The 21,410-nt window shown below is 47.3% G+C and carries 16 protein-coding genes; 13 read left to right on the top strand and 3 right to left on the bottom strand.

Going from position 1 to position 21,410, the window contains the following annotated elements:
• The first annotated feature begins 18 nt into the window (after positions 1-18).
• From ADIS_RS15020 to ADIS_RS15005, 4 genes are all read left to right on the top strand, one after another.
• Entirely contained in the window at positions 19-552 is a 534-nt protein-coding gene (locus ADIS_RS15020) for a Crp/Fnr family transcriptional regulator (RefSeq protein ID WP_010855456.1), read from the top strand.
• 73 nt (positions 553-625) lie between these two features.
• Positions 626-1,927 (top strand): parallel beta-helix domain-containing protein, encoded by a 1,302-nt coding sequence (locus ADIS_RS15015; RefSeq protein WP_010855455.1) that lies wholly within the window; start codon positions 626-628, stop codon positions 1,925-1,927.
• Positions 1,928-1,930: 3 nt separating this feature from the next.
• The gene (locus ADIS_RS15010) at positions 1,931-3,058 is read left to right on the top strand and encodes an SO2930 family diheme c-type cytochrome (RefSeq protein WP_010855454.1); all 1,128 of its coding nucleotides are present in this window, start codon (positions 1,931-1,933) and stop codon (positions 3,056-3,058) included.
• 170 nt (positions 3,059-3,228) lie between these two features.
• Positions 3,229-4,785 carry a sulfatase-like hydrolase/transferase gene (locus ADIS_RS15005; RefSeq protein ID WP_010855453.1) on the top strand — a complete coding sequence of 519 codons (1,557 nt, stop codon included), beginning with the start codon at positions 3,229-3,231 and terminating at the stop codon, positions 4,783-4,785.
• 106 nt (positions 4,786-4,891) lie between these two features.
• On the opposite strand, the gene ADIS_RS15000 is transcribed toward ADIS_RS15005, so the two are convergent.
• The gene (locus ADIS_RS15000; protein ID WP_010855452.1) at positions 4,892-5,287 is read right to left on the bottom strand and encodes a GreA/GreB family elongation factor; all 396 of its coding nucleotides are present in this window, start codon (positions 5,285-5,287) and stop codon (positions 4,892-4,894) included.
• Between the two features lie 412 nt (positions 5,288-5,699).
• Between ADIS_RS15000 and ADIS_RS14995 the strand changes: the two genes are divergently transcribed.
• The 7 genes from ADIS_RS14995 (at position 5,700) to ADIS_RS14965 (ending at position 14,151) form a co-directional block, all read left to right on the top strand.
• Complete coding sequence (locus tag ADIS_RS14995; protein WP_010855450.1) at positions 5,700-6,476, top strand: hypothetical protein; 777 nt, start codon at positions 5,700-5,702, stop codon at positions 6,474-6,476.
• Positions 6,477-6,506: 30 nt separating this feature from the next.
• Entirely contained in the window at positions 6,507-7,112 is a 606-nt protein-coding gene (locus tag ADIS_RS14990; RefSeq protein ID WP_155907515.1) for a hypothetical protein, read from the top strand.
• Complete coding sequence (locus ADIS_RS14985) at positions 7,084-7,800, top strand: ABC transporter ATP-binding protein (RefSeq protein WP_010855448.1); 717 nt, start codon at positions 7,084-7,086, stop codon at positions 7,798-7,800. The genes ADIS_RS14990 and ADIS_RS14985 overlap by 29 nt, the downstream gene beginning before the upstream one ends.
• Positions 7,801-7,870: 70 nt before the next feature.
• Positions 7,871-9,418, top strand: coding sequence for a hypothetical protein (locus ADIS_RS14980; RefSeq protein WP_035806256.1), 1,548 nt, complete (start codon positions 7,871-7,873; stop codon positions 9,416-9,418).
• A complete protein-coding gene (locus ADIS_RS14975; protein WP_010855446.1) occupies positions 9,415-9,933 on the top strand; it encodes a YceI family protein in 519 nt (172 codons plus the stop codon). The genes ADIS_RS14980 and ADIS_RS14975 overlap by 4 nt, the downstream gene beginning before the upstream one ends.
• Positions 9,934-10,046: 113 nt before the next feature.
• On the top strand, positions 10,047-11,141 hold the full coding sequence (locus ADIS_RS14970) for a Gfo/Idh/MocA family protein (protein ID WP_010855445.1): 1,095 nt from the start codon (positions 10,047-10,049) through the stop codon (positions 11,139-11,141).
• 547 nt (positions 11,142-11,688) lie between these two features.
• Positions 11,689-14,151 (top strand): PAS domain S-box protein, encoded by a 2,463-nt coding sequence (locus ADIS_RS14965; protein WP_010855444.1) that lies wholly within the window; start codon positions 11,689-11,691, stop codon positions 14,149-14,151.
• A 219-nt stretch (positions 14,152-14,370) separates the two neighbouring features.
• Here the strand turns inward: ADIS_RS14965 and ADIS_RS14960 are convergent, their stop codons facing one another.
• Positions 14,371-17,469, bottom strand: coding sequence for a DPP IV N-terminal domain-containing protein (locus ADIS_RS14960; RefSeq protein WP_010855443.1), 3,099 nt, complete (start codon positions 17,467-17,469; stop codon positions 14,371-14,373).
• Between the two features lie 96 nt (positions 17,470-17,565).
• Entirely contained in the window at positions 17,566-18,363 is a 798-nt protein-coding gene (locus ADIS_RS14955) for a prohibitin family protein (RefSeq protein WP_035806251.1), read from the bottom strand.
• A gap of 920 nt (positions 18,364-19,283) precedes the next feature.
• On the opposite strand from ADIS_RS14955, the gene ADIS_RS14950 reads away from it, so the two are divergent.
• Entirely contained in the window at positions 19,284-20,345 is a 1,062-nt protein-coding gene (locus tag ADIS_RS14950) for an MBOAT family O-acyltransferase (RefSeq protein ID WP_316931241.1), read from the top strand.
• A gap of 3 nt (positions 20,346-20,348) precedes the next feature.
• Positions 20,349-21,290, top strand: a complete 942-nt coding sequence (locus ADIS_RS14945) for a hypothetical protein (protein WP_035806249.1) — start codon at positions 20,349-20,351, stop codon at positions 21,288-21,290.
• The last annotated feature ends 120 nt before the right edge of the window (positions 21,291-21,410 follow it).

The following is a 21,410-nucleotide window of genomic DNA, read 5'->3' as shown; positions in this document are numbered from 1 at the left end:
AAAACCATATTGCAACAAATGGGATCAATCCCGGATAGGGAGTTTGACCGGTTTATGGGACTGGGAGAATGCGCATTCCGGCCTAAGGGAAGCCGGTTATTGGAGCCTGGGGTACGCTGCGACCGGTTGTTTTTCTTTGACACAGGGATAGCGAGGAGCTTCTACCTGCGAGAAGGGAAGGACGTCACCGTGAGCTTTACCCGACCGGGGGAATTCGTCACTTCCATGGCTAGTTTTATTACCGGGGAGCCCAGTTACGAAGGCTTGGAGATCATTGCTGATGCCCAGGTGTGGTGTGTGTGCCGGGAGGCTCTCATGGGACTGGTACAGCAGGATCTCTTTTGGGCGGAGGTGTACCGGCGGGCCTTGGAGGAATATTATGTGCGCGTGGAGGAAGCCTTCATTTTTTCCAAATTCAAATCAGCCCGGGAGCGGTACGAGGAATTGATCCGGACAGGCCCTGAAATCATCCAATCTGCATCCATTGGACACATCGCTTCCTACTTGGGGATCAGTTTGGAAACCTTGAGCCGGATCCGGGGATCCAGGTGATTTTTTGACATTTGTCAAATGGTGCCCGTTTCTTTTTTCAGTAGTTTTGAGGGTCAAAAAACCCTAGCCACGTATGAAAGTTGCTCCCATTGCCCGTTTGCCCATCATTCTATTTGTCCTTTCCCTTTGTTTTTCCGCCTGTAATTCCACCAATACCGAGATGACCTTTGATTCCAGCAAGCTTCGAAGGGCGACGGAACAGGAGGTGGAGAAAGTCATTGAGGCCTTTATACTGGCAGAGGACGACGCGTTGATCGAGATACCCGCAGGTTTTTATGAATTGAAGACACAGCTTATCCTAGAGGGAAGGAAAAATGTGCGCATCGTGGGTGCGGGCATGGCCGAGACTGTACTTTCTTTTCGGAATCTCCGTACCGGAGGTGAGGGGGTAAAGCTGGTAGGCGATAACGTGACCATACAGGACCTGAGTATTGAAGATGCGCCGGGTGACGGCGTGAAATCCCAGCACTGCGATGGCATAACCTTTCGGAGGATCAATGTGACCTGGACGAATGGGGATAAATCTAAAAACGGCACCTATGCCATCTATCCGGTACAATGCAAAAATGTGGTCATCGATGAGTGTATCGCTTCCCATTCCAAGGACGCGGGTATTTACGTAGGTCAGTCAGAGAATATCGTCGTGAAAAACTCCCTTGCCTTTGGCAATGTGGCCGGCATTGAAATCGAAAACTCCGACAATGCAGAGGTCTTTGGAAATACAGCCCGAGATAATTCCGGGGGAATACTGGTCTTCAACCTGCCCGGATTGCCCAAAGCAGAGGGCCGCGGCACCAAGATCTACGACAACGATATCGTATCAAACAACCATGTCAATTTTGCGGTACCGTTGGGTGATAATCCCAACGGGAACACCGTCACCATGATTCCTCCGGGCTCCGGTGTTATTTTGTTGGCGGCTAAGGAGGTCGAGGTGTTCGGCAACCGGATTCACCGAAATAAAACCGTAGGTATTTCCATTGCCAACTACCATATCACCGGGTTTCCTACCGAGGCTGCCAATTGGTCGCCATATACCTCGGAGATCTATATCCATGGAAATGACTACAAACGGACCTGGAAATTCCCCGACCTAACCAAGGAATTTGGGCAGCTTATCAGCGTATACAATGCCCACGGAAAAGGAAAAACCCAAGACATCATTTACGATGGTTTTTGGGACAAGGAACTTGCTGCGGATTGGCGGTCTAATCCCATGCGAATCTGTATTCAGGAGGAGGGGCAGCCGAATTTGAGGTTTAGTCATTTCGATCTTTCCCGCGGAGCGGATGACATCACTGCATCAAAGGAATATGCCGATTTTTCCTGTTCGCTCAGCGTTCAAACCGATGTAAAAGCCCTTTCAAATCGATAAGGTATGCGGCTATTGCGTTTCATTTATGGGTTCGTTTTGGTGGTTCTTCTGGCTTCCTGTGTCAAGGAACAGACAACCGTGGAAGTAGACGATGTCATACGGATACCCTATGGCGACTGGGAGGCCCCTATGCTGGATACGGAAGAGCTGGATTTCACGGCGATTCCCTTTCCAAAACTTTCAGATTACGGGTTGTTCGAAGGAAAGCTTAGGGAGTTTCAAACGGCCGAAAGGGTGATTTCCTACGAGCCGGTTTCGGCATTGTTTACAGACTATGCGCACAAGTCCCGTTTTGTATGGATGCCCTCCGGAGCGGAGGCAAGGGTGTTGGACGATGCGGAGGGAACCATAGCATTTCCAGATCGGACGATCATCGTAAAAAACTTCTACTATCCGGCGGACTTCCGAAAGGAGGACGAGCAGATACGTGTGTTGGAAACCCGGCTGCTTGTGAAGCGGGCGGGTAAATGGGAAGCCTTCCCGTATGTGTGGAATGCCGATCAGACCGATGCGGTGTTTAAGGTGGTAGGGGCTGAAATTCCCGTTAAGTGGACGGACCTGACGGGAGAAGATCAGGTGATCAACTACATCGTGCCCAACAAAGCCCAATGCAAGAGCTGCCACAACGTGGGCGAAGAAATGCAGCCCATCGGCGTGAAGGCCAAGTACCTCAATTTTAGTAGGGGTGGGCAAGAGGCCGAAAATCAGCTCCGCATGTGGGAAGGACACGGATTTATCCCTCCATTAGATAATCTGGAGGCATTTCCCAAAATGGCCGCCTATGAGGATGAAAAGGAGGCACTGGATGCCAGGGCGAGAGCTTATTTGGACATTAACTGCGCCCATTGCCACCGGGCGGAGGGGCCGGCCAGCACGTCAGGGCTTTTTTTGACCTATGAGGAAACAGACCCCATGAAGCTGGGGATTTTCAAAACACCGGTAGCAGCTGGTTTTGGTGCGGGTTCGTTTACGTATGATATCCTGCCCGGAAACTCCGCCGAATCCATATTGACCTATCGAATGGGCACCAATCAGGTGGGAGCCGCCATGCCGGAGATTGGCAGGGTAAGTGTGCACGCAGAAGGCTTGGCATTGATCAAGGCTTGGATTGATGATATGGAGGGAAAATAACCGGAAAATTGAGTGGAAATCTGGCGTTAGCGGATTTCGGTCTCTATCTTTCGACTTGTTTTTTTACATCAGGGAACAGCTAGGGCCATGAGGTAGGGAGTTTTTCGTCCCGAAAATCAAATCCCTTGATAATAGGCTGATGTCAAACCCAACGTAAAAGAGATAGCTACATGCAACGAATTTTCGAATGGATTAGATCTAGGCGGTGTATTGGAATACTGTTTGCCGTATTGTTCGCCTGTGAAGGGCAGAAGGAAGACGACTTACGGGCAAGACCCAACGTGGTAGTGATCTACACAGATGATGTTGGGTACGGAGATATTGGCTCCTATGGTGGTTTGATTCCTACACCGCATATCGATCGGTTGGCAAAGGAAGGATTATTGCTGGAAAATGCCTATGCCACCGCTGCCACTTGTACTCCCTCCCGGTATTCCATGCTCACTGGCGAGTACGCATGGAGGGCACAGGGAAGAGGCGTAGCTCCCGGGGATGCCTCTGCGCTCATTCGTAAGGGCAGGGAAACCTGGCCGGCAATTATGAAAAGGGCTGGATACCGCACAGCGGTGGTTGGAAAGTGGCACTTGGGGCTGGGCGGTGACGCCGGTCCGGAATGGAATGGCGAGATCAGTCATGGACCTTTGGATATCGGGTTTGACTATGCATTTATCATCCCATCCACCGGTGACCGGGTGCCTACCGTATACGTGGAAAACAGGCACGTGCTGAATTTGGATTCACAGGATCCGATAGAGGTGAATTACCGTGAAAAAGTGGGGGACAGGCCCACGGGGCTGGATCATCCCGAGCTATTAAAAATGAGGTGGTCTCACGGCCACAACCAAACCATCATCAATGGGATCAGTCGAATCGGCTATATGGCTGGAGGGGAATCGGCCCTCTGGAGAGACGAGGATTTTGCGGATATTTTTGTGGAGAAGTCCGTTCAGTTCATGGAGGATGCAGGTGATTCGCCATTTTTTCTTTTTTTGGCTACTCATGACATCCATGTTCCCAGGATGCCGCATGAGAGGTTTCAGGGAAAATCGGACTATGGCTTCCGGGGAGATGCCTTGCTTCAATTGGACTGGACGGTCGGTGAAGTGCTGAGATTCTTGGATGAAAAGGGACTTGCCGAAAACACCATCGTTGTCTTCACCAGCGACAACGGCCCGGTCCTAGACGATGGTTACCAGGATATGGCGGAAGAACGCATCGGTGCCCACAAGCCTTGGGCAAATTTACGGGGAGGGAAATACAGCGCATTTGAGGCAGGTACCAAGGTCCCTATGGTGGTGAGATGGCCGAAAGGAATCCCTGCCGGCATTGTCAGCTCGGCTTTGTTTTCACAGGTGGATTTGATGGGGTCTTTTGCGGGCTTTTTGGAGGCATCGTACGATAAGAAACAAGCTGCGGATACCAGAGACAGCTGGGAGGCGTTCGTCGGATCGGACAAGGCGGGAAGAGAAGGGCTGGTTCAGGAGGCGATACAGGGTGTACTAAGTTATGTCAGTCGAGACGGCTATAAATTCATTCCTGCCCACCAAGGGCCTGAACTGGTACCTTGGGGTACCGGTATCAGTACCGGGTTTTCTCCCGTCGACCAATTGTTTTATTTGCCCGATGACCCGGGCGAGAAAGTGAACCTTGCAGCTGCCCAACCGGAAAAGATGGAAGAGATGAAAACCTTGCTTGCTGCGTTGCGGAATCCAGAGGTGGAAAAGTAATTTGGGCGGAGCACTGGTAAAAGGGCAGTTGTCAGGTATACCCATTGTGAGGGCTGCTCCTCAAACGAAAATTCCCTTTCACCCAGGGTTGGGGAAAGGGAATTTTCTAAGTGGTTGTCAAGGACGTAGGTGCAGAGACCTTTTCGATAATAAATGTTCTTTTTCCAGCGGGCAATTGCCATTCGAACTCCTTGCCTTTCTGAAACCCGATCAGGGCTACACCCAGTGGCGAAAGAATGGAAACACGCTGCTCCTGTAGGTTAGCTTCGCCGGGTAGGGTAAGTGTCAGGCAGAGTTGCCGCTTAGAGGTTATTTCCCGCACTTCAAAGTACGAGCCTAATTGAATGACGTTTTGGCTGATTTTGTCGTCTTCCACGATTTTGGCTCTGCGCAATTCGCTCTGAAGCGTCCCCACTTCTTTGGTTCGCTGGGTAGGGTGGATGCCTTCGATCAACGCTTTGATCGTTTCATAGTCGCTTTTTTTTAAGATAGGTATCATCATGATGTTTGGAATGTTTAAAATAATGTATGGAAATGCCCATTGCTAGGCGGATGCAAATGTGTGTAAGTAGGAGTTTTCCCCTGCTTCGTAGGTACTAATAAAGGTGAGAGCAGGGGGTTATATTACAAAGGCTTTTTGGTGGGTATGGAATAGGCATACCTTTTTCAGGCCCGGTTTGCCGGGCGAAAAAATCTTATTTGCGGTATCGTAAAGTCCTTTCCTCACGTGAGTTAAACGCCTGCTGTAGTTGAGACGATAAATAAAGGAAAAGTTAGTCATAAAAGTTCATTTTCGAAAGGAATATGTTGTGCTGGATGATTAAATCTGAATAGCCTGTACCGCGGTTTCTTGTTTTCAAGGCCATTCGTGCAGGATTTTTTTGTTAAATCCGGCTCACTGAAATTTTTTTTCAGTGAGCCAGCGTATTTTGGGGGTTCATAATCCGCAGGAAATGATCCACCCTCTCTATATTTGTATAGTCAAGCAGCTTTTCACCATGCAGCTCTCGCTGCCCACCAAACTTTCGGTTTTTGGTTGGGTGGTTCCTTTTATACTTCCCTTCTCGCTTATCGTTGTGTTTTTTCTCTATCGTCTTTGGGAAGACTTCAGCTACCTGTACCTTTATTCAGCTTTTCTGATTTGTTTGGTGTTGTTTAGTATGGCGAAATTCCATGGCCATGCCTATTTGGATCCCATCCACCTGTTTCCACAGGGTGCGGATCCGATCAAACGAAGGGCCTTGGTTTTGTTGGCAGGACTCGGGGGCCTCGGTATGTTTCTGTTGGGTTTTTTTGGCGTGATCTTGGGTATTCACGCTTTACATCCCGTGCGTGATGTTTCCTTGCTGATTCTTTTTTATGCAGCGTTTATAGCTTGTGATACCGCTATGCTGGAGCCAAGTTTGCGGATTAAGTGGATACGGATCATTTATCGGTATGGCTACTTTTTTTTCCTTCCATTTTGTTTTGCAAACACCCGGTTTTTCCCTTATAATTTCGATGATAGTATTGCGCAGGCTGCCTTTCAACAGCGTGCAGATGGCTGGTATCTAGAGAACTATGGTCTCTTGTTTGGAGGTACAGCGTTCATATTAGCTTGCGGAATTTTTTCGTTTTTTGTCCTTGGCGGTATTGCCCAAACCCGAAAGCCCTTTATCCGGGAATTCAATGATTTCAACCAATTTTTTTAGGAGGCAATGATGTTTAGATTGTTATCGGCCATGAGTATATCCGAAGGATTTCTGTTGAAGTCACTGCTGGTTGGGTTGGTGGCCTTACCGTGCTACTTGGTAAACCCGTATGTGCCGGTGATCGTGGTGCTTGGACTAATGATGAAAGCAATCTTGGAGGCATATTTTCCTACGGAGGGAGTGTATGCGAACTATCGTCTATACGGAAGCAATTTTTTGGGTATCGTACGCCAGCTGGATGCCTTTGTATTTATCGTGCTCAATGGGTTGAATTTCATTGGCGTTGTCGTACTCCTTGTCCTGAACCCCGCCTTTTCTTTCGGGATGGTGTTTCCCCAGACGATGTTCTATAACGGATCGATACTTTGGGTCCTGATTTATACGCAATCATTGGCTGCTTATAGTTTTTACAGTGGACGGCCCGAGGTGCTTCGAAGTATTTGGGCGCTTTTGGCAGGGGTGATAGTGATGTGTTTGGGATGTTTATTCTGGTTGTGGGTCGGTTTTGAACAGGTCGGCAGATGCTTGATCCTAGGGTTGGCGCTACTTAGCTTATGGTATTTTCTGCCTATGCAACTGGCGGCTCGTATAAAAAAATCAATGGTGGATGATGATATCGGTGAGAAAACTTGGTAAGAATTTTGGCAAACAACGGGTGTTGGAAGGATTGGATCTTAGTGTCTCCCCAGGCGAGGTAGTGGCCTTAGTTGGTAAAAATGGTTGCGGAAAGAGTACCCTGATACAGGCGATTGCCGGCTTGATTCCGGTAGATACCGGTACGGTACTCATCGACGAGGTACCCATTGGCATCCGGTATCACAGGATGTTGAGGCGGGTAGGTTTTGTCTTTGACCAGCCGATTTATGTGGAGGGGTTCAGTGGGTGGAAGTACCTGGAGTTTGTAGGCAGGCTTTATGGATTCGATAAGACGGAAAGTCAGCGAAGGGCCACGGAGCTGGTGGAGTTTTTTGATCTACCCACCGGGCGAAAGAAAATCGCCGATTATTCCAAGGGCATGAAGAAAAAAGTGTCCTTTGCCGCGGCGTTGGTCCATCGTCCGATGTACCTGGTACTGGACGAGCCCTTTGACGGGATGGATGCAGCGACTGTGTTAAAGGCCATTGAGCAGCTACGCGAACTTGCCCTGCAGGGAACGGGTGTTTTGTTGGTTACCCATCACAACGGGCTGATTCGAGACCTTGCCACAGCAGTGGCTACCATGGAGCAAGGCAAAATCAGTCAGGTTCGGCCGGTAGAAGATTGGTGGCAGGAACTCCCCATCCTTCAGCGAAGCGAGGTACTCACAGCCTTTTTGGGGAATTGAGGATTTTAGGCATTGATTTTCTGCCTTTTTCCGATAAATTGTACCAGTGTATTTTTACATGCGTTAAAAAATGAAAATAAGGTTTTGTTACTTCAGTTTGGGATGGATTTTGCTTGTACTGCTCCTACCCGCATTTGCTTTTGGCCCGAAGAATCTTTTCGATTTCCGTTGGATGGTGGATCATATTCCAAGGGTTTGGACAGATGAAGCCATGAAGGAATGGGAGCTTCCCCATGCAAATCCTGCCTTTTCTGCCGAGCCAGTCTCGGAGCAGTTTTATTACAAGCTTCCCGAGCGGGTTATCTACAGGACCTACCCGGTGTATCATCCCGATCATGAACCGGATGGGTATTGGGAGTGGCTGCATGAACAGGAGGCTGAGGTAGTTTTTGACGAGGCGCAGCTGGTGACAGAGGAGGATTGGGTACAGGCTGGCGAGCTGCTTTTTGATTACCCCATCGACACGCTGGGAGCGGTCATCAATACCCAACATGTGCGGAATAGGGAGTTTTTTGAGGCTACTGCCATGCCTGTCACTTCCGAAGGTATAATGCCTTTTGCCAAATGGGTGGTAGCCGGAAAAGGGAAGGTTTACCTGGGTAATCTTTCCTGTGGCATGTGCCATACCCGGGTGATGGATGACGGGTCGCTGCTAAAGGGGGCACAGGGTAATTGGCCTGGAGACAAGGCATTTGCTTTTGCACTGGAAAGTGATGGCGTATCTGAGAGGGGTGTGCAGGGAATAACCAGTTTTTTGTTTGGAAGCCCTTTTGCCGAGGGGGATCCCCATGGCAAGCTGATCGAAAGTGGCCGGGAGCAAATCATTCAAGCATACAAGGCCGTACCGGAAGGGGCTTTTGGCAGGCAGGGAACCAGTATTTTGTTTCCGCCACAAGCCCCCAATTTAATTGGCGTAAAGGATAGGAAGTACCTGGATCATGGCGGTTTGGGGCAGCATCGGAGTATAGAAGACCTTATGCGTTACATCGCAATGAATCAGGCGTTGGATTTTCTGAATTTTTACGGTGATTATAATCCACTGGGTTTGACAAGAGAACGGCTAAACAGCGGGGATCCTATCTTCTTTCCTGGCACCTACGACAGGCATTCAGATGCGCAGCTATATGCGATCGCCAAGTACGTCTATTCCCTCCAAGCTCCGGAAAACCCGAACAAGCCGTCAGAAATCAGTGAACGGGGCAAAATCATTTTTGCCGAGCAGGGGTGTGTGACCTGCCATACGCCGCCTTTGTTCACCAACAATAAGCTTACCCCCGCGGACGGATTTGACATACCGGACAGTCATTACGACTCCTACGATATCTTTGATATCTCTGTGGGCACAGATCCCGGGTACACGATGCATACAAGAAGAGGCACCGGTTATTACAAAGTGCCCTCCCTGCTGGGATTATGGTACAGGGGGCCATTTTTGCACGATGCCTCCTTGGCTAGGTTGGAGGATCTTTTCGATGCTCGGCGCCTTCAGGAAGACTATGTTCCCACCGCTTTCAAGCCTCATAATGTGGAAACGAAAGCAGTAAAGGGGCATGAGTTTGGGCTGGATCTACCCGAGTCTGATAAAATGGCGTTGATTGCTTATCTGCTGACCTTATGAGGAAGAAGTTGCTTTTATTGCTGCTCGTATCTGCTTGCCCCGCTTTGTTGTGGGCCCAATCCATCCAGCCCGATCAGCCCATTCGGTTTAAGGTCAAAAATGCAGGGATAGTCGTAGATGGAAGCTTTGCTGATTGGGAGGTGACGGTGGATTTTGACCCCAAGCGTCTCTCTGCATCGAGCATCCGAGGGACTGCAAATCCCGCAAGCATCGACACTGGTATCCGGCTGCGGGATAAGCATTTGTTGGGGCGGCAGTATTTCCACACCAATGCGTATCCGGTAATCCGGCTGGACTCCAAGGGATTTCGATCAAATGGTAGAAATGCATTTATCGGCGTGTTCGATTTGCAGATACGGGACGTGATCAAAGAGGTGGAAATACAGTTTACACTAATCCAGTCAGGTAGACAGCGCAAATTCAAGGGTGAATTTGTCATTGACCGGCTGGAGTATGGATTGGGGGAGAAAAGCTTGGTATTGGCAGATGAGGTTACCGTAACAGTGGAGTTTTGAAACCGCAAGTCAACAAGCGGCTTGAACCCTTTGTGATTGTTGGATAGACACGCTAACATTTTGTTTTTGAATACGTATTCAGAGGATAGGATTCACTTTTACCAACAGCATATATGATGAAGATCGGGATTATTGGTTGTGGCATGATTGCAGAGTTTGGCCATATACCAGCCATTCAGCAGGTTTCAGGATTGCAAGTATATGCCCTTTACGATAATGATTTCTCCAGGGCGGTACATTTACAGCACCGATTTCATGTTCCCCATGCGTACCCGACGGAGGAGGATTTTTTTACATCCGACATCGATGCCGTAGTGATTTGCACGCCCGCTCCGATTCATTACAAGAATGTGATGGATGCTGCCAAGCACCGCAAGCACGTTCTGTGTGAAAAGCCACTCGGTATGGATGAGGAGGAGATGCTGGAAATGAAGCGGGTGATGGAAGAGGCCGGGTGCATGCTGTTTACGGGTTTCAACTACCGATTCAGTCAAAGTGCCAAAGATATCCATAGGCTTGTGCGTGAAAAGGCCATCGGAGAGGTGCGTCTGCTGAGGCTCGTTTACAACTGGCATCTCCATGGCAAGTGGCACTGGAATGAAAAGGGAGAGCGTGTGGACAGTGCACTTCGGGTGGGAAGAATGCTGGAAGGAGGACCTATGGTGGACTGTGGGGTTCATCAGATTGACCTTGCCCGGTGGTGGCTTGGCTCTGAAGTGGCCTGGCAGCATGGTATTGGCGTTTGGTTGGACAACTATGAAGCCCCCGACCATGTCTACCTCCACATGGCCCACGAATGTGGTGCCCATACCATGGTGGAGGTGAGTTTTTCCTATAACACAACATCAAAGGAACCCCGACCCCATTTTCAATATGAGCTGATCGGCACCGATGGGGTAATTAGGTATAACCGGGAGGAGCATTCGTTTGAGGTTCGCAATTCCCACGGTACCCAGTACCTGCCGTGGCATCCGGAGAAGAGTTTTACGGGGATGTATATGGAGCTGCTCAAGGCATTGCAGAACGGCACCCCCGGAGAGCTTCCTACTGCGGAGGACGGTATCAAGGCCACCCGCATCGCCAAGGCCGCCACCGACCAAGCCATCCGTGAACGAGATAAGCCGAGCAAGGGATGTCCATCTACCAAATCCCGAGCGGAAATCGGTAGGCTATATCCCGATGAGGTTCCAATGGATTTTTACGACTGAAAGTAGGATAAGATCTAAATTTCTGATCAAGTGGGCAATATGCCAAATGAATAAATCGAATACTACGCAGATGACACGCATCGGGATGTTTACATAACCCGTGATACCGGCTATACCATAGCGGGCTGTCCAAGTAAAACCCGATATTTCTCTATTACTTTAATGGTGGATAGTGTTGACACAAGGTGAAAAAGTTATATTTTTGTGTACTTGGGTACGGTTTTTTCAAACTGTTCGACGGTCGTTGTAGAGAACAAAAAGGTATATGCGAAGATTTGGCCGGATACTTAAAGCGGCGTTGTGAGATAAGGCGTATATCTTGAAGTTGGATTAGCGTTTTTATCGAAAGATCTGTCAGGAAGATTGGGGGTTAATTGTAGGTTTTACCTTTCCATTGGAGGGCTGTCTTACGAATTTAGCCAATAGTTGGATCCAAGCATCAAACCTAATTGTTTTGAGAGCTGATTTGAGTGATATGGATCGGTAAAATCGGAGCTTCAAATACCTACGGCCATTATTTGTGGTTTAATAATTGGCGGTAACTAGGATGGAAAAAGGAGGGGTTGGATTGCAGATTCCGGATTATTTGCAAAAGTCAAAAACTTTTTTGCTGGTAGTAATTGATTTTGACGGGAACTATCTTTTTGGGAATGAATTGTTTCAGCAAAAATACTCATCGATAGATAAAGACTTTATTGGTAAACCATTCCAGCTTACTGTTCACCCCGATGATTTCGAAAAATGTAAACAGGCGGCTTTTAGGTGTTTTACCAACGAGGAGTTTTCCACTGTCTGTGTGAGGAAACCTGGGCCTTCAGGGGATGTTTTTTTGTGGACGCAATGGGAATTTTCCATTTTCAAAGGAGCGGATGGAAATCCGGTAGGCATATTATGCGTAGGTTTCGATATTACAGAAGCCGAGAAGGCGGCCATTCAGGTAAAGGAGTTTGCGGAAAAAGTTGAGACAATCCTAAACGAGATTCCAGATGCCTATTTCCAGTTGGATGCAAATTTAAGAGTGATTGAGGCAAATAATTTGGCACGTGAGCAATTCGGAAAAATTGGAACCCAGGTGCTTGGAAGCTCCATTGGTTCCATTTTGGTTGGATCCTCCGATAATTCAGAAGTGGTAAAGCTAAAAAAGGTACTGGAGGAAAAACGGTTTGCGAGCTTTGAGTATTTAAACAAGAGTTTATGTACTTGGTACCAGGCTTCGGCCTATCCATCAGGTGAGGGATTGACTGTTTTTTTACGGGATATTTCGCAGGATAAACGGAGATGCGAGGAACTAGAGGAATCCAAAAGGGAGCTAGATTCCACCTCACGAAAACTTGAAAGTATCCTTAATGGTATGTCGGATGTAGTTTGGTCGATAAGTCTTCCAGAGCGGAAGATGCTATTTGTGACGCCCTCGGTACAAGTTATGTTCGGACTTTCAGTCGATGAAAGCATGGCAGATAGTGGATGGTTGGAGAAGCGGATTTTTGATGAAGACAAGGAAGTGGTTCCTGCTTTATTCAACAGCGTCCAAAAGGTAGGCCAATTTGAAGAAGAATTCCGTGTGATAGATGGAAAAGGGCTGATAAGATGGGTGTCCTGTAAGGCCACAAAGATAGCTGATGGATCAGGTCGTGCAGTTCGAATCGACGGAATCATTCGAGATGTTACCGACAAAGTCCTGGCGAAGAAGCAGCTGGAAAAAGCAAGGGATTTTTTAGCGCATACCAATAAGGTAGCTAAAGTGGGAGGTTGGGAGTTTAATCGATTGACAAAAGAGGGTTTTTGGTCGGATATGGTTTGTTGCATCCACGAAATGCCTCCTGGTTTTTCTCCTTCGATCGAAGAGGCGCTTCGGTTTTACGTTCCTGAGAGCAGATCTGTTTTGGAAAATGCGCTGAAAGCAACATTTGAGACCGGTCGTTCATTTGATTTGGAATTACAGCTACGGACGGCGAAAGGAAACCTGATTTGGGTAAGAGCGATAGGGAATGCAAGCTATAATAGCGAGGAGATCACGGGTTTGTTTGGAACTCTCCAAGATATATCAGAGCCCAAACGAAATGAAGAGTACAGAAAGGCATTGCTGGCCAGCATCCCCGATCTATTATTTGTGCTCGATTCGGAGGGTGTCTTTTTGGATTTCAAGGCTGAGATTGACGATTTGCACACTGATCCATCTTTGTTCCTGAATAGAAAAACTACAGAAATACTGCCTTTTGATATAGCTACGCGTCTTGTAAATTCGATCAAGCTCGCTTTGACCAAGCGTACCACAACAGAAGTGGAGTACCTGCTGGAAGTGAATGGAAGGGAGCGATTTTATCACGCACGCATAAGCCCACTGGGTACCGATAAGGTGATAGCTGTATCTAGGGAATTGACGGAAATTAGGGAGAAGGAGCTGAAATTATCGGAGAGCGAACAAAAGTTACAGAGAACCATTGAGGCAATTCCCCACCCATTTTTAATTTTAAGCGAAGACTTCGTTGTTCTTGATACGAATAGGGATTTTGAGAGTGTTTTTGGCTATTCAAAAGAGGAGGTGGTCGGAAAACCAATAGATTTTTTGATACCGGAAACATATCCGAAAGGTGGAACCTCAGCATTGTCGAGACGTCTACCTAACGTACCCAACTTTGGTATCGAGGATTTCCTGCCCGTATTGACCAAATTTGGCACGGAGGTGTTTTTAAGTATCAGCAGTAGTAGCTTTATTTCGGGAGGGAAGGTATGGATAATTGCGGTTTTACAGGATGTTACCAAATTGGTAAAGACCCAAGAAAGGATTTTGGAGCATAACGAGACCCTGCGTGAGATAGCCTGGCAACAATCCCACGAGCTGCGCAGGCATGTGGCGAATATTCTAGGGCTTGCCGATTTGTTGAAAAATCTAACCAGTGAACCGGATGAAGTGAAGCAGGAGCTCATTGACTACATCATTCTTTCGGCAAATCAGATAGATGATGTTATACATAAGATTGTACATCAAGCGACAAAAGGTCGGTTTTGAGTCTGGGTATGATAAATAGTGCGTTGTGTCTGTTGGTTAGGGGTTTTATCGGCGGAGATCGCTGGGCCGTTTTGAAGAGGTGCTCCAGAAGACATATCAGAGACCTGTTTAGTAACTTTACCGTGCTACTGCCTTAAAGAAAGGTGGACCGCTCGTAAGCAGCGGTCCACCTGACAAAGCAATAGCTTAAAACTACCTTCGAGATTCGCTCGAGATCATCTACCACGCCGGGGTGAAATTCAACCCAAAAACTCCTCCGGTCCACTCCCGCTGCCAAGGTACTGCGTAGAAGGCCTCCATGATGATGTAGCCCAAGAGGTTCGCACGTAAAGATACTCCCGTACTAGCCACAGGTCTGCGAACGATATCCACTTCGCCGGTCAGCCCGATGGGTGGGTTGACCAAGCCCCGGTTGTCCCAAGCCATGCCACTGTCCACAAATAGGGACAATTCCGTTGGAAGTATCTGAGAACGAAGCATGGACAAGCGTTCGGGACCCGAGAGCGGATACCGCACTTCAAAGTTGCCAACAGCAATCTTGTTTCCGGTCAACTGATTGATCGTAAAGCCTCCGGCCTGATTGATGTTGTTTTGGACAAAGGAGTTTCCGGTAAAGCCACGTACCAAGGTAGGCTGCCCAATGAACAGGGGAGGCAGCAGGTTTTGCCGCGCATCCTGCCCATACCGCCCGTAGTGGTATAGCCGTGTGGCAAAGGTTACCGGAGCCACGCGCAAATACCTCCTAAAGTCAGCCAGCGCAGTATAGAAATTCGTGGCGCCGAAATAGCGCTCCGCCTCAAACCGGAAGCGTGTTCCCCTAAGCGGACCCACCGTTCCGAAACTGGTGTTATCGCCTACATAGGCCAGGTTAACCTGGCCGATATTAAACCCGGGCGGTGATGGTTCTCTGGTTCTCCGTTCACCGATCAGTATGCCCCGGTGGAAGAAGTTGCTTACACGATCCACCCGGAAATGATAATGGGTAACGGATAAGCCACCCTCCAGCCGCAGGGATCGGGAAAGGGGGTAGATGCCAAAGCCTCCCACGCGGGTTTCATAGGTTCGTATCAGGTCAAGGGCACTGTTGACCACCGGAATTTGTATTCCTTCCCGGGTTAAGGTGTCTAGGAACATACTGCTGGTAGCAGACTGGTAGGGGACATGTGAGAATAACCCACCCCAATTGATGGGGTTTTTTCGGTTGATATAGGCACCCTGAAGGCCAATATCGAAGATCTCTCCATTAAGGGACACCGCCGAAAAAACCTGGTGATTTCCCAGAATATCACTGAAAAGGGCATTTACCCCACCGGCCAGTCCCGTAGCAAAGGAGCCTCCCACCATGTTGATCTCCCCCGTGTTACCGATGTAATCCAGCTTGAATTTTGGACGGAATGTCTGTTCCGATATTTCCTCCACATCTACCGAGAAATTTCTGTCAAAGGCCGCCAGCCGATCCGCCTTTCTTTCTATCGGTAGACTATGGGTTGGGGGAAGCGTACCGGCACTTTTGTCTACCCGTTTTCCGTCCGAGTTTTTATATATCGCGTAGAAATCAGCTGGATCTGCCCTGTAGATATAGTATCTGCCGTTGCGGTACAGAGAGTAGGCCATCAGTCCGTTGTCCCTGGCAACAGTAAGCGCGGGGGACCAGTTGGTAATGCCGGATATGCCGGTGAAATAACTGGTGAGCCGGTACATCTCATCCCGAACAATACTGTATTCGTACAGGTCGCGGAACCCATCGGCATTTGACAAAAAGTAGATTACGTTTCCGTCCATGCTGAATTGGGGATTCATATTGTCCGCCCCCGGAAAGATATCCAATACGTTGATTTCATTCGAATTAACGTCCAGGAGGCAAATGTTGAAACCTTTTGTGCTGAAACCATTCGAATCAGTAGACGTGTTCCGGTCGGAGACAAAGGCGATCCAATTGCCGTCCGGAGACCAAGTGGCCTGAATGTCGGAGTGGTGGTCGTCCGTGAGCTGGCTTAGCTGTTTTCGATTGAAATCATACAAATACAGGTCAGACTGTCCTTCTTTCAACCCAGTCATTACCATATACCGGCCATTGGGAGACCAGGAAATATAGTTGAAGGCCTCCAAACCCGGCATCGCGATTTCCTCCAGCGTGTTTCCGGTACGGGTGTCGACAATGACCAATTGGTTTCTGCCCTTGCTGTATACGGTATACGCAAACCTTCTGCTGTCAGGTGAAAAGGTGCCTACAGACTCGATGAAATTGAAGTCGTCCACGTGCATAGACTCCAAGTGGGAAGTCAGCTTCCGTATAATACGCCCTGCCCTGACATCTACCAAAAATATGTCGATGGAAAATAATGCCTTTTCGGAAATAAACGCCATGTACCGGGCATCTGGACTATAGACGGGAGATAGGTTGATATTGCCCGTGTTTTCAGGATGAAACCACCTTATCCCGGTCACTTCGGTAGTGTCTTGGGTGAATGGCTCGTAATAGGATCGGGTCTGGTCAGCCCATTGTTTGGAAAACTGCTCCTCAGTCATTCCAAGTACGCGCTCAAGTGCCCGTTCGTAGCCAAAGGCAGCACTGTTCAAAAACAGCGGACGGATGATTTCTTCTCCCCAAATTCCGGTTACATAAGCCCAAAAGGCATGGCCAAACCGATAGGGAAAAAACTCGAAGCTACTTGTCATTTGGCGCAGTGTGGGAAAGCGGTCGTTGGCAATGGCATCCCGCATCCACATGGCAGTATGGGAATGTTCCCTGCCCAATGACATGTATTCTGCCATGCCCTCTACCAGCCATAGGGGCAGGTTGCGCATGGCGGCTACACCCAAGGTGTCACTGCTCAACATATTAAACTGCATGGCGTGCACCATTTCATGACCCACTACGTGGCCTGTCTGGGCCTGTGTGTGGTTGTAGGGCATGATCACCCGGTTTTTTAGGCTTTCGGCCACACCTCCCGTACCGACCGAAATCTGCCCGGAAATGGTGTTGGTCTGTTGGAAGTCGGCATGGTGGTTATAGAAAATGATAGGGTTGCGGGCTCTGAGGGAATCCTGCAGAACTTCCAAATGTTTTTTATACCACCATTCATGCCATTTCACGAGGCGCTTTGCGGTAGAGTCGTTTTCCAGGTAGTGGTAAAGGTTGAAGTTTGGTGACTGAAGTAACCGGGCCTCGTTGCGCTTAAAACGAGGCTTGTTGCGTCCGAAATATTGCGCGTAGGAGTCAACACCCACCGAAACAAACAGGAGGAAGAAAAGGATGCATTTCCTGAATAAGCTCCTACGAGACGCAAGAATAGATACACGGATTTCCCTTGCCATAATTTACATAGCATATGTTACCAGAAAGAAATGTGAGAGAAAGAGAGGAAAAACAGGGTTTCCGCTATAGAATGGGAAACCCTGTGCAAAACGGACCTACTGCCGTGGATCGGTATTTGAGCTGATAAAGTACGGCGTCTTGCCGTCGCTGATGATAATCTTGGTGGCGGGTGAACTGGCCAAGTCGGATAGGGTCTCCAGGCTTCGCAGTTCGATGATTTCTTTGGTCAGGCCTTCTGCTATGATCATCTGGGCATCGCGCTTGCCCTCTGCTTCGATGCGTCGGCGCTTGGCCTCCATTTCTTCGCGCTGAAGCACGAACTCCATTCGCTGTGCATCCTGATCTGCAGTTAGCTTGTCTTCAATGGCCCTGGAAAGACCGGCCGGCATGCGGATACTTTTCATGAGCACTGACTCGATAATGAATCCACGGTCACCTAGAACCTCGTCCATGCGTTGCTGAATCGCTCGCTCGATGGTCGCTCTTTGTGCGGTGTGCATATCTTGAGCAATGAACCTCGCTGCTATATCAGCTGCCGCTGAGCGGAATACCGGAAGGATCATATCTTCTTCATAGGTAACGCCCACCTCGGTAATTATTTTTGGGAATAGGGCTTCCTCTATCCGGTAGAGAATCGAGATTTCTGACTGGATCGTCAATCCCTCCCGGCTGGGTAGGTTCAGAAATACCTCCAGGTTGTTGGTTCGAATCGGAGCCTTAATGAACTTGGCTACGATGGGGTTGTACCAATACATGCCCGGTCCGTACGTGTTTTCGGAGAGTCTTCCGAATTTTTGCTTTACCCCTACTTCACCCTGCCTCACCACTCCCGGTGCGCAGGAAGCAAACAGCATCATGGTAGCTGCGGTTGCCAAAAGCATCCTTGTTTTCATAGTTTGTAGATTTTATAGTTGGCTTAATTAATTTGTTCGGCACAAAAACCAATTAACAGCTGGTCTAAGGGCATTTCCAAAAGAATACATTAGTTACGGTCAGTATAAAATGCTACATGTAGGATCAAGTTGAGAGGTGGATTTGATTGAAAATTTTTACTATAAATTATTTGCTTTTGCAAGTTTTTACGAGGGTTTTTTCTGAAGGTTTTGTCAAATGGACAAATTCTTTTTTTGACGGAGCCGCATAAAAATATCAATGTGAGGGAATTCGGATTCAATGGGTTAAAAGTGAAGGGCTTTGTTGACGTATTACAAAATGGGGTAATCGCCGCAGGATTCGCAGCTTAAAGGGTTAAGAACGTGCTGATTTTCTATTGCAAGTAGGTGCCTGCACCGTTTTGTTCCCAAATTTCTTTTAACCATTGAATCAACGCGAAAAATGTATAAAATAATTTGCTGTTTAAAACAAAAAAAAATACTTTTGGATACAATTTATTTTGTTTAAAGAGCCTATGTTGTTCAATTCAATTGAATTTGCTGTTTTTTTGCCGGCAGTTTTCCTTGTTTATTGGTTTTGCTTAAATAAGAACCTGAACTATCAGAATATCTTTCTCCTTTTGGCAAGTTATTTTTTTTATGGTTGGTGGGATTTCCGTTTTTTGGCTTTGTTGTCGTTTAGCTCTTTTTCCGATTATTTTCTTGGTATAGCCATCGAAAGGGCCGGTATAGCTCGGCAAAAAAAAATGCTGCTGGCAGCGAGCCTTATTGTGAACCTGGGGATACTTTGGTTCTTTAAATATTATAATTTTTTTATCGAAGGGTTCACCGATGCATTTACGTTCTTTGGTGTTCCTTTTTCAGGAGATAGATTGAATATTATATTGCCCTTGGGGATTAGTTTTTATACATTTCAAACCATGAGTTATTCGATCGATATCTATCAAGGGAAAATTAAACCCGTTACCAAAATCGTCGATTTTTTTGTGTTTGTATCCTTCTTTCCTCAGATGGTTGCCGGCCCGATTGAAAGAGCTACCAATTTGCTTCCTCAATTTATGAAGCCGAGGGTATTCAATTATACTAGGGCGATGGATGGTATGAGACAAATATTATGGGGGTTGTTCAAGAAGGTTGTCATTGCGGACAATTGTGCGATTTACGTCAATGATATTTTTTCCAATCATACCGACTACAACGGAAGTACCCTTCTTTTGGGCGGGTGTTTGTTTGCCATCCAGATTTATGGAGATTTCTCGGGTTATTCCGATATCGCAATTGGTGTGGCCCGACTTTTTGGATTTAGTTTGATGAGGAATTTTGCCTTCCCTTATTTCTCAAGGGATGTATCAGAGTTCTGGAGGCGTTGGCACATCTCCTTGTCGACTTGGTTTAGAGATTACCTTTATATACCACTCGGTGGAAGCTTGGGGCCACTTAGTTTGAAGATAAGGAATGTCTTCGTTATTTTTATTGTAAGTGGAATCTGGCATGGAGCCAATTGGACATTTTTAGTGTGGGGAATTCTAAATGCCCTCTATTTTCTTCCTTTGTTACTTACTTCTGCCAATAGGACACATATAGAAACAGTGGCGAAAGGCCGGCATTTGCCGAGTTTGGTTGACTTTCTGAAAATATTGCGGACTTTCTTTTTGACAGTCATAGCTTGGATATTTTTTAGGGCTGAAAATATATCCCATGCGCTGGACTATTTAAAAAATATGTTTGGCAATTCGCTTTTTAAATCGCCGATCAGGGATTTTTGGAGTATGAACACCGGCAATCACCTAATTTGGCTTACTGTGTTTTTGGTTCTTTTCATGTTGACGGAATGGGTGCAACGTGAGAAAAACCATGGGCTCGAATTTAACGAGGATTCAAGATTACCCTACTTGGTAAAATGGCCAATCTACTATGCAATTGTAATCGCCTGTTTTATGATGAATGGAGTGGAAAAGGATTTCATTTACTTTCAATTCTAAGAAATGGGAATCACGCTGTTTATAAAGAAGTTAATTTACTTCATGCTGCCGTTCGGGGTGTATTTGATCGTTGTCTTTTTCGTTGACCCTTTCAATTACATTAACAGGGTACCTTTTTCACACGATCCTGAAAAGACAAAGATAGCCCTGGAAGAATCCCCTCATCTATTTAAGCTGGTGGCTTTTCGGAATGACCCCAAAAGCAACCTTGTACTAGGGGATTCTAGATCAAATGGTATTTATCCTCAATTTGATAACGGCTCGTGGTCAAATCTGGCTTATGGAGGGGCTAGCCTAAGAGAGATCATCGATTCCTATTGGTTTTCAGTAAAATATGCGCAGCTAGATACCGTCTTGATAGGTGTAAGTTTGAGTCAGTACAGTCGTTTTAACAAACGATTTTGGGTTGAGGAAACCATCGAGCGACAGAGTTCCTTCCTTGCCTACACACTCAACAAGCATACTTTCAATGCTACGTTCAGGTTTCTTGGGAAGCGTTTGCTTCCTGACGACCACTCCCCTTCTGTTGATTCTCAAGCAACGGAGGATTTTGAGGCCGAAAAGCAATATCATTGGTCTAAGAAGCTTGATGAGGTCGATAAGTTTTTTTCCAATTTGGGATACCCAAGCGACTATTTTGAGCAACTTAAGGAAATTGCGGCTGATTGCGAAAGAAGGGGCACGGTTCTCTTGTTTTGGGTGCCACCTAGTCACACTGATTATCGAAGTAAGGTGCTTGAATACCAGGTGGACGAATATGAGGCCACGTTTCTTGAAGACCTATCGTCGCTCGGAAGTGTTTACCACTTTGACTTCCCTTCCACGTTGACGAATGACTATGAAAATTTCCGGGATCCGGTTCATTTTACAGATCCAATTGCAAGGGTTTTATTCGAGGTTTTGACCGGATTGAAGGATCATGTAGGTATCTATCGTTTACTCTAATCATGCTCAAAGAAAATTTACCTCGGTTCTGAAGCAAAAGATTTGATTTTTTGTTTTTGTTGGGCATCGCGGGTTATCGTATTGGCCCAAAAACCTAGTCCCCTTTGCTGATTTTACGTT

The organism is Lunatimonas lonarensis (assembly GCF_000390185.1).
Lineage (GTDB): Bacteria > Bacteroidota > Bacteroidia > Cytophagales > Cyclobacteriaceae > Lunatimonas > Lunatimonas lonarensis.
Note: the sequence above shows the minus strand (reverse complement) of the source record. Positions and strands in the feature narration are given on the sequence as shown.

What these genes read in the sequence shown, in the direction of transcription:
- ADIS_RS15020 (WP_010855456.1), top strand. Translation starts at nt 19, where the DNA reads ATGGGATCAATCCCGGATAGGGAGTTTGACCGGTTTATGGGACTGGGA.
- ADIS_RS15015 (WP_010855455.1), top strand. Translation starts at nt 626, where the DNA reads ATGAAAGTTGCTCCCATTGCCCGTTTGCCCATCATTCTATTTGTCCTT.
- ADIS_RS15010 (WP_010855454.1), top strand. Translation starts at nt 1,931, where the DNA reads ATGCGGCTATTGCGTTTCATTTATGGGTTCGTTTTGGTGGTTCTTCTG.
- ADIS_RS15005 (WP_010855453.1), top strand. Translation starts at nt 3,229, where the DNA reads ATGCAACGAATTTTCGAATGGATTAGATCTAGGCGGTGTATTGGAATA.
- ADIS_RS15000 (WP_010855452.1), bottom strand. Translation starts at nt 5,287, where the DNA reads ATGATGATACCTATCTTAAAAAAAAGCGACTATGAAACGATCAAAGCG.
- ADIS_RS14990 (WP_155907515.1), top strand. Translation starts at nt 6,507, where the DNA reads ATGAGTATATCCGAAGGATTTCTGTTGAAGTCACTGCTGGTTGGGTTG.
- ADIS_RS14985 (WP_010855448.1), top strand. Translation starts at nt 7,084, where the DNA reads ATGATGATATCGGTGAGAAAACTTGGTAAGAATTTTGGCAAACAACGG.
- ADIS_RS14980 (WP_035806256.1), top strand. Translation starts at nt 7,871, where the DNA reads ATGAAAATAAGGTTTTGTTACTTCAGTTTGGGATGGATTTTGCTTGTA.
- ADIS_RS14975 (WP_010855446.1), top strand. Translation starts at nt 9,415, where the DNA reads ATGAGGAAGAAGTTGCTTTTATTGCTGCTCGTATCTGCTTGCCCCGCT.
- ADIS_RS14970 (WP_010855445.1), top strand. Translation starts at nt 10,047, where the DNA reads ATGATGAAGATCGGGATTATTGGTTGTGGCATGATTGCAGAGTTTGGC.
- ADIS_RS14965 (WP_010855444.1), top strand. Translation starts at nt 11,689, where the DNA reads ATGGAAAAAGGAGGGGTTGGATTGCAGATTCCGGATTATTTGCAAAAG.
- ADIS_RS14960 (WP_010855443.1), bottom strand. Translation starts at nt 17,469, where the DNA reads ATGGCAAGGGAAATCCGTGTATCTATTCTTGCGTCTCGTAGGAGCTTA.
- ADIS_RS14955 (WP_035806251.1), bottom strand. Translation starts at nt 18,363, where the DNA reads ATGAAAACAAGGATGCTTTTGGCAACCGCAGCTACCATGATGCTGTTT.
- ADIS_RS14950 (WP_316931241.1), top strand. Translation starts at nt 19,284, where the DNA reads ATGAGTTATTCGATCGATATCTATCAAGGGAAAATTAAACCCGTTACC.
- ADIS_RS14945 (WP_035806249.1), top strand. Translation starts at nt 20,349, where the DNA reads ATGGGAATCACGCTGTTTATAAAGAAGTTAATTTACTTCATGCTGCCG.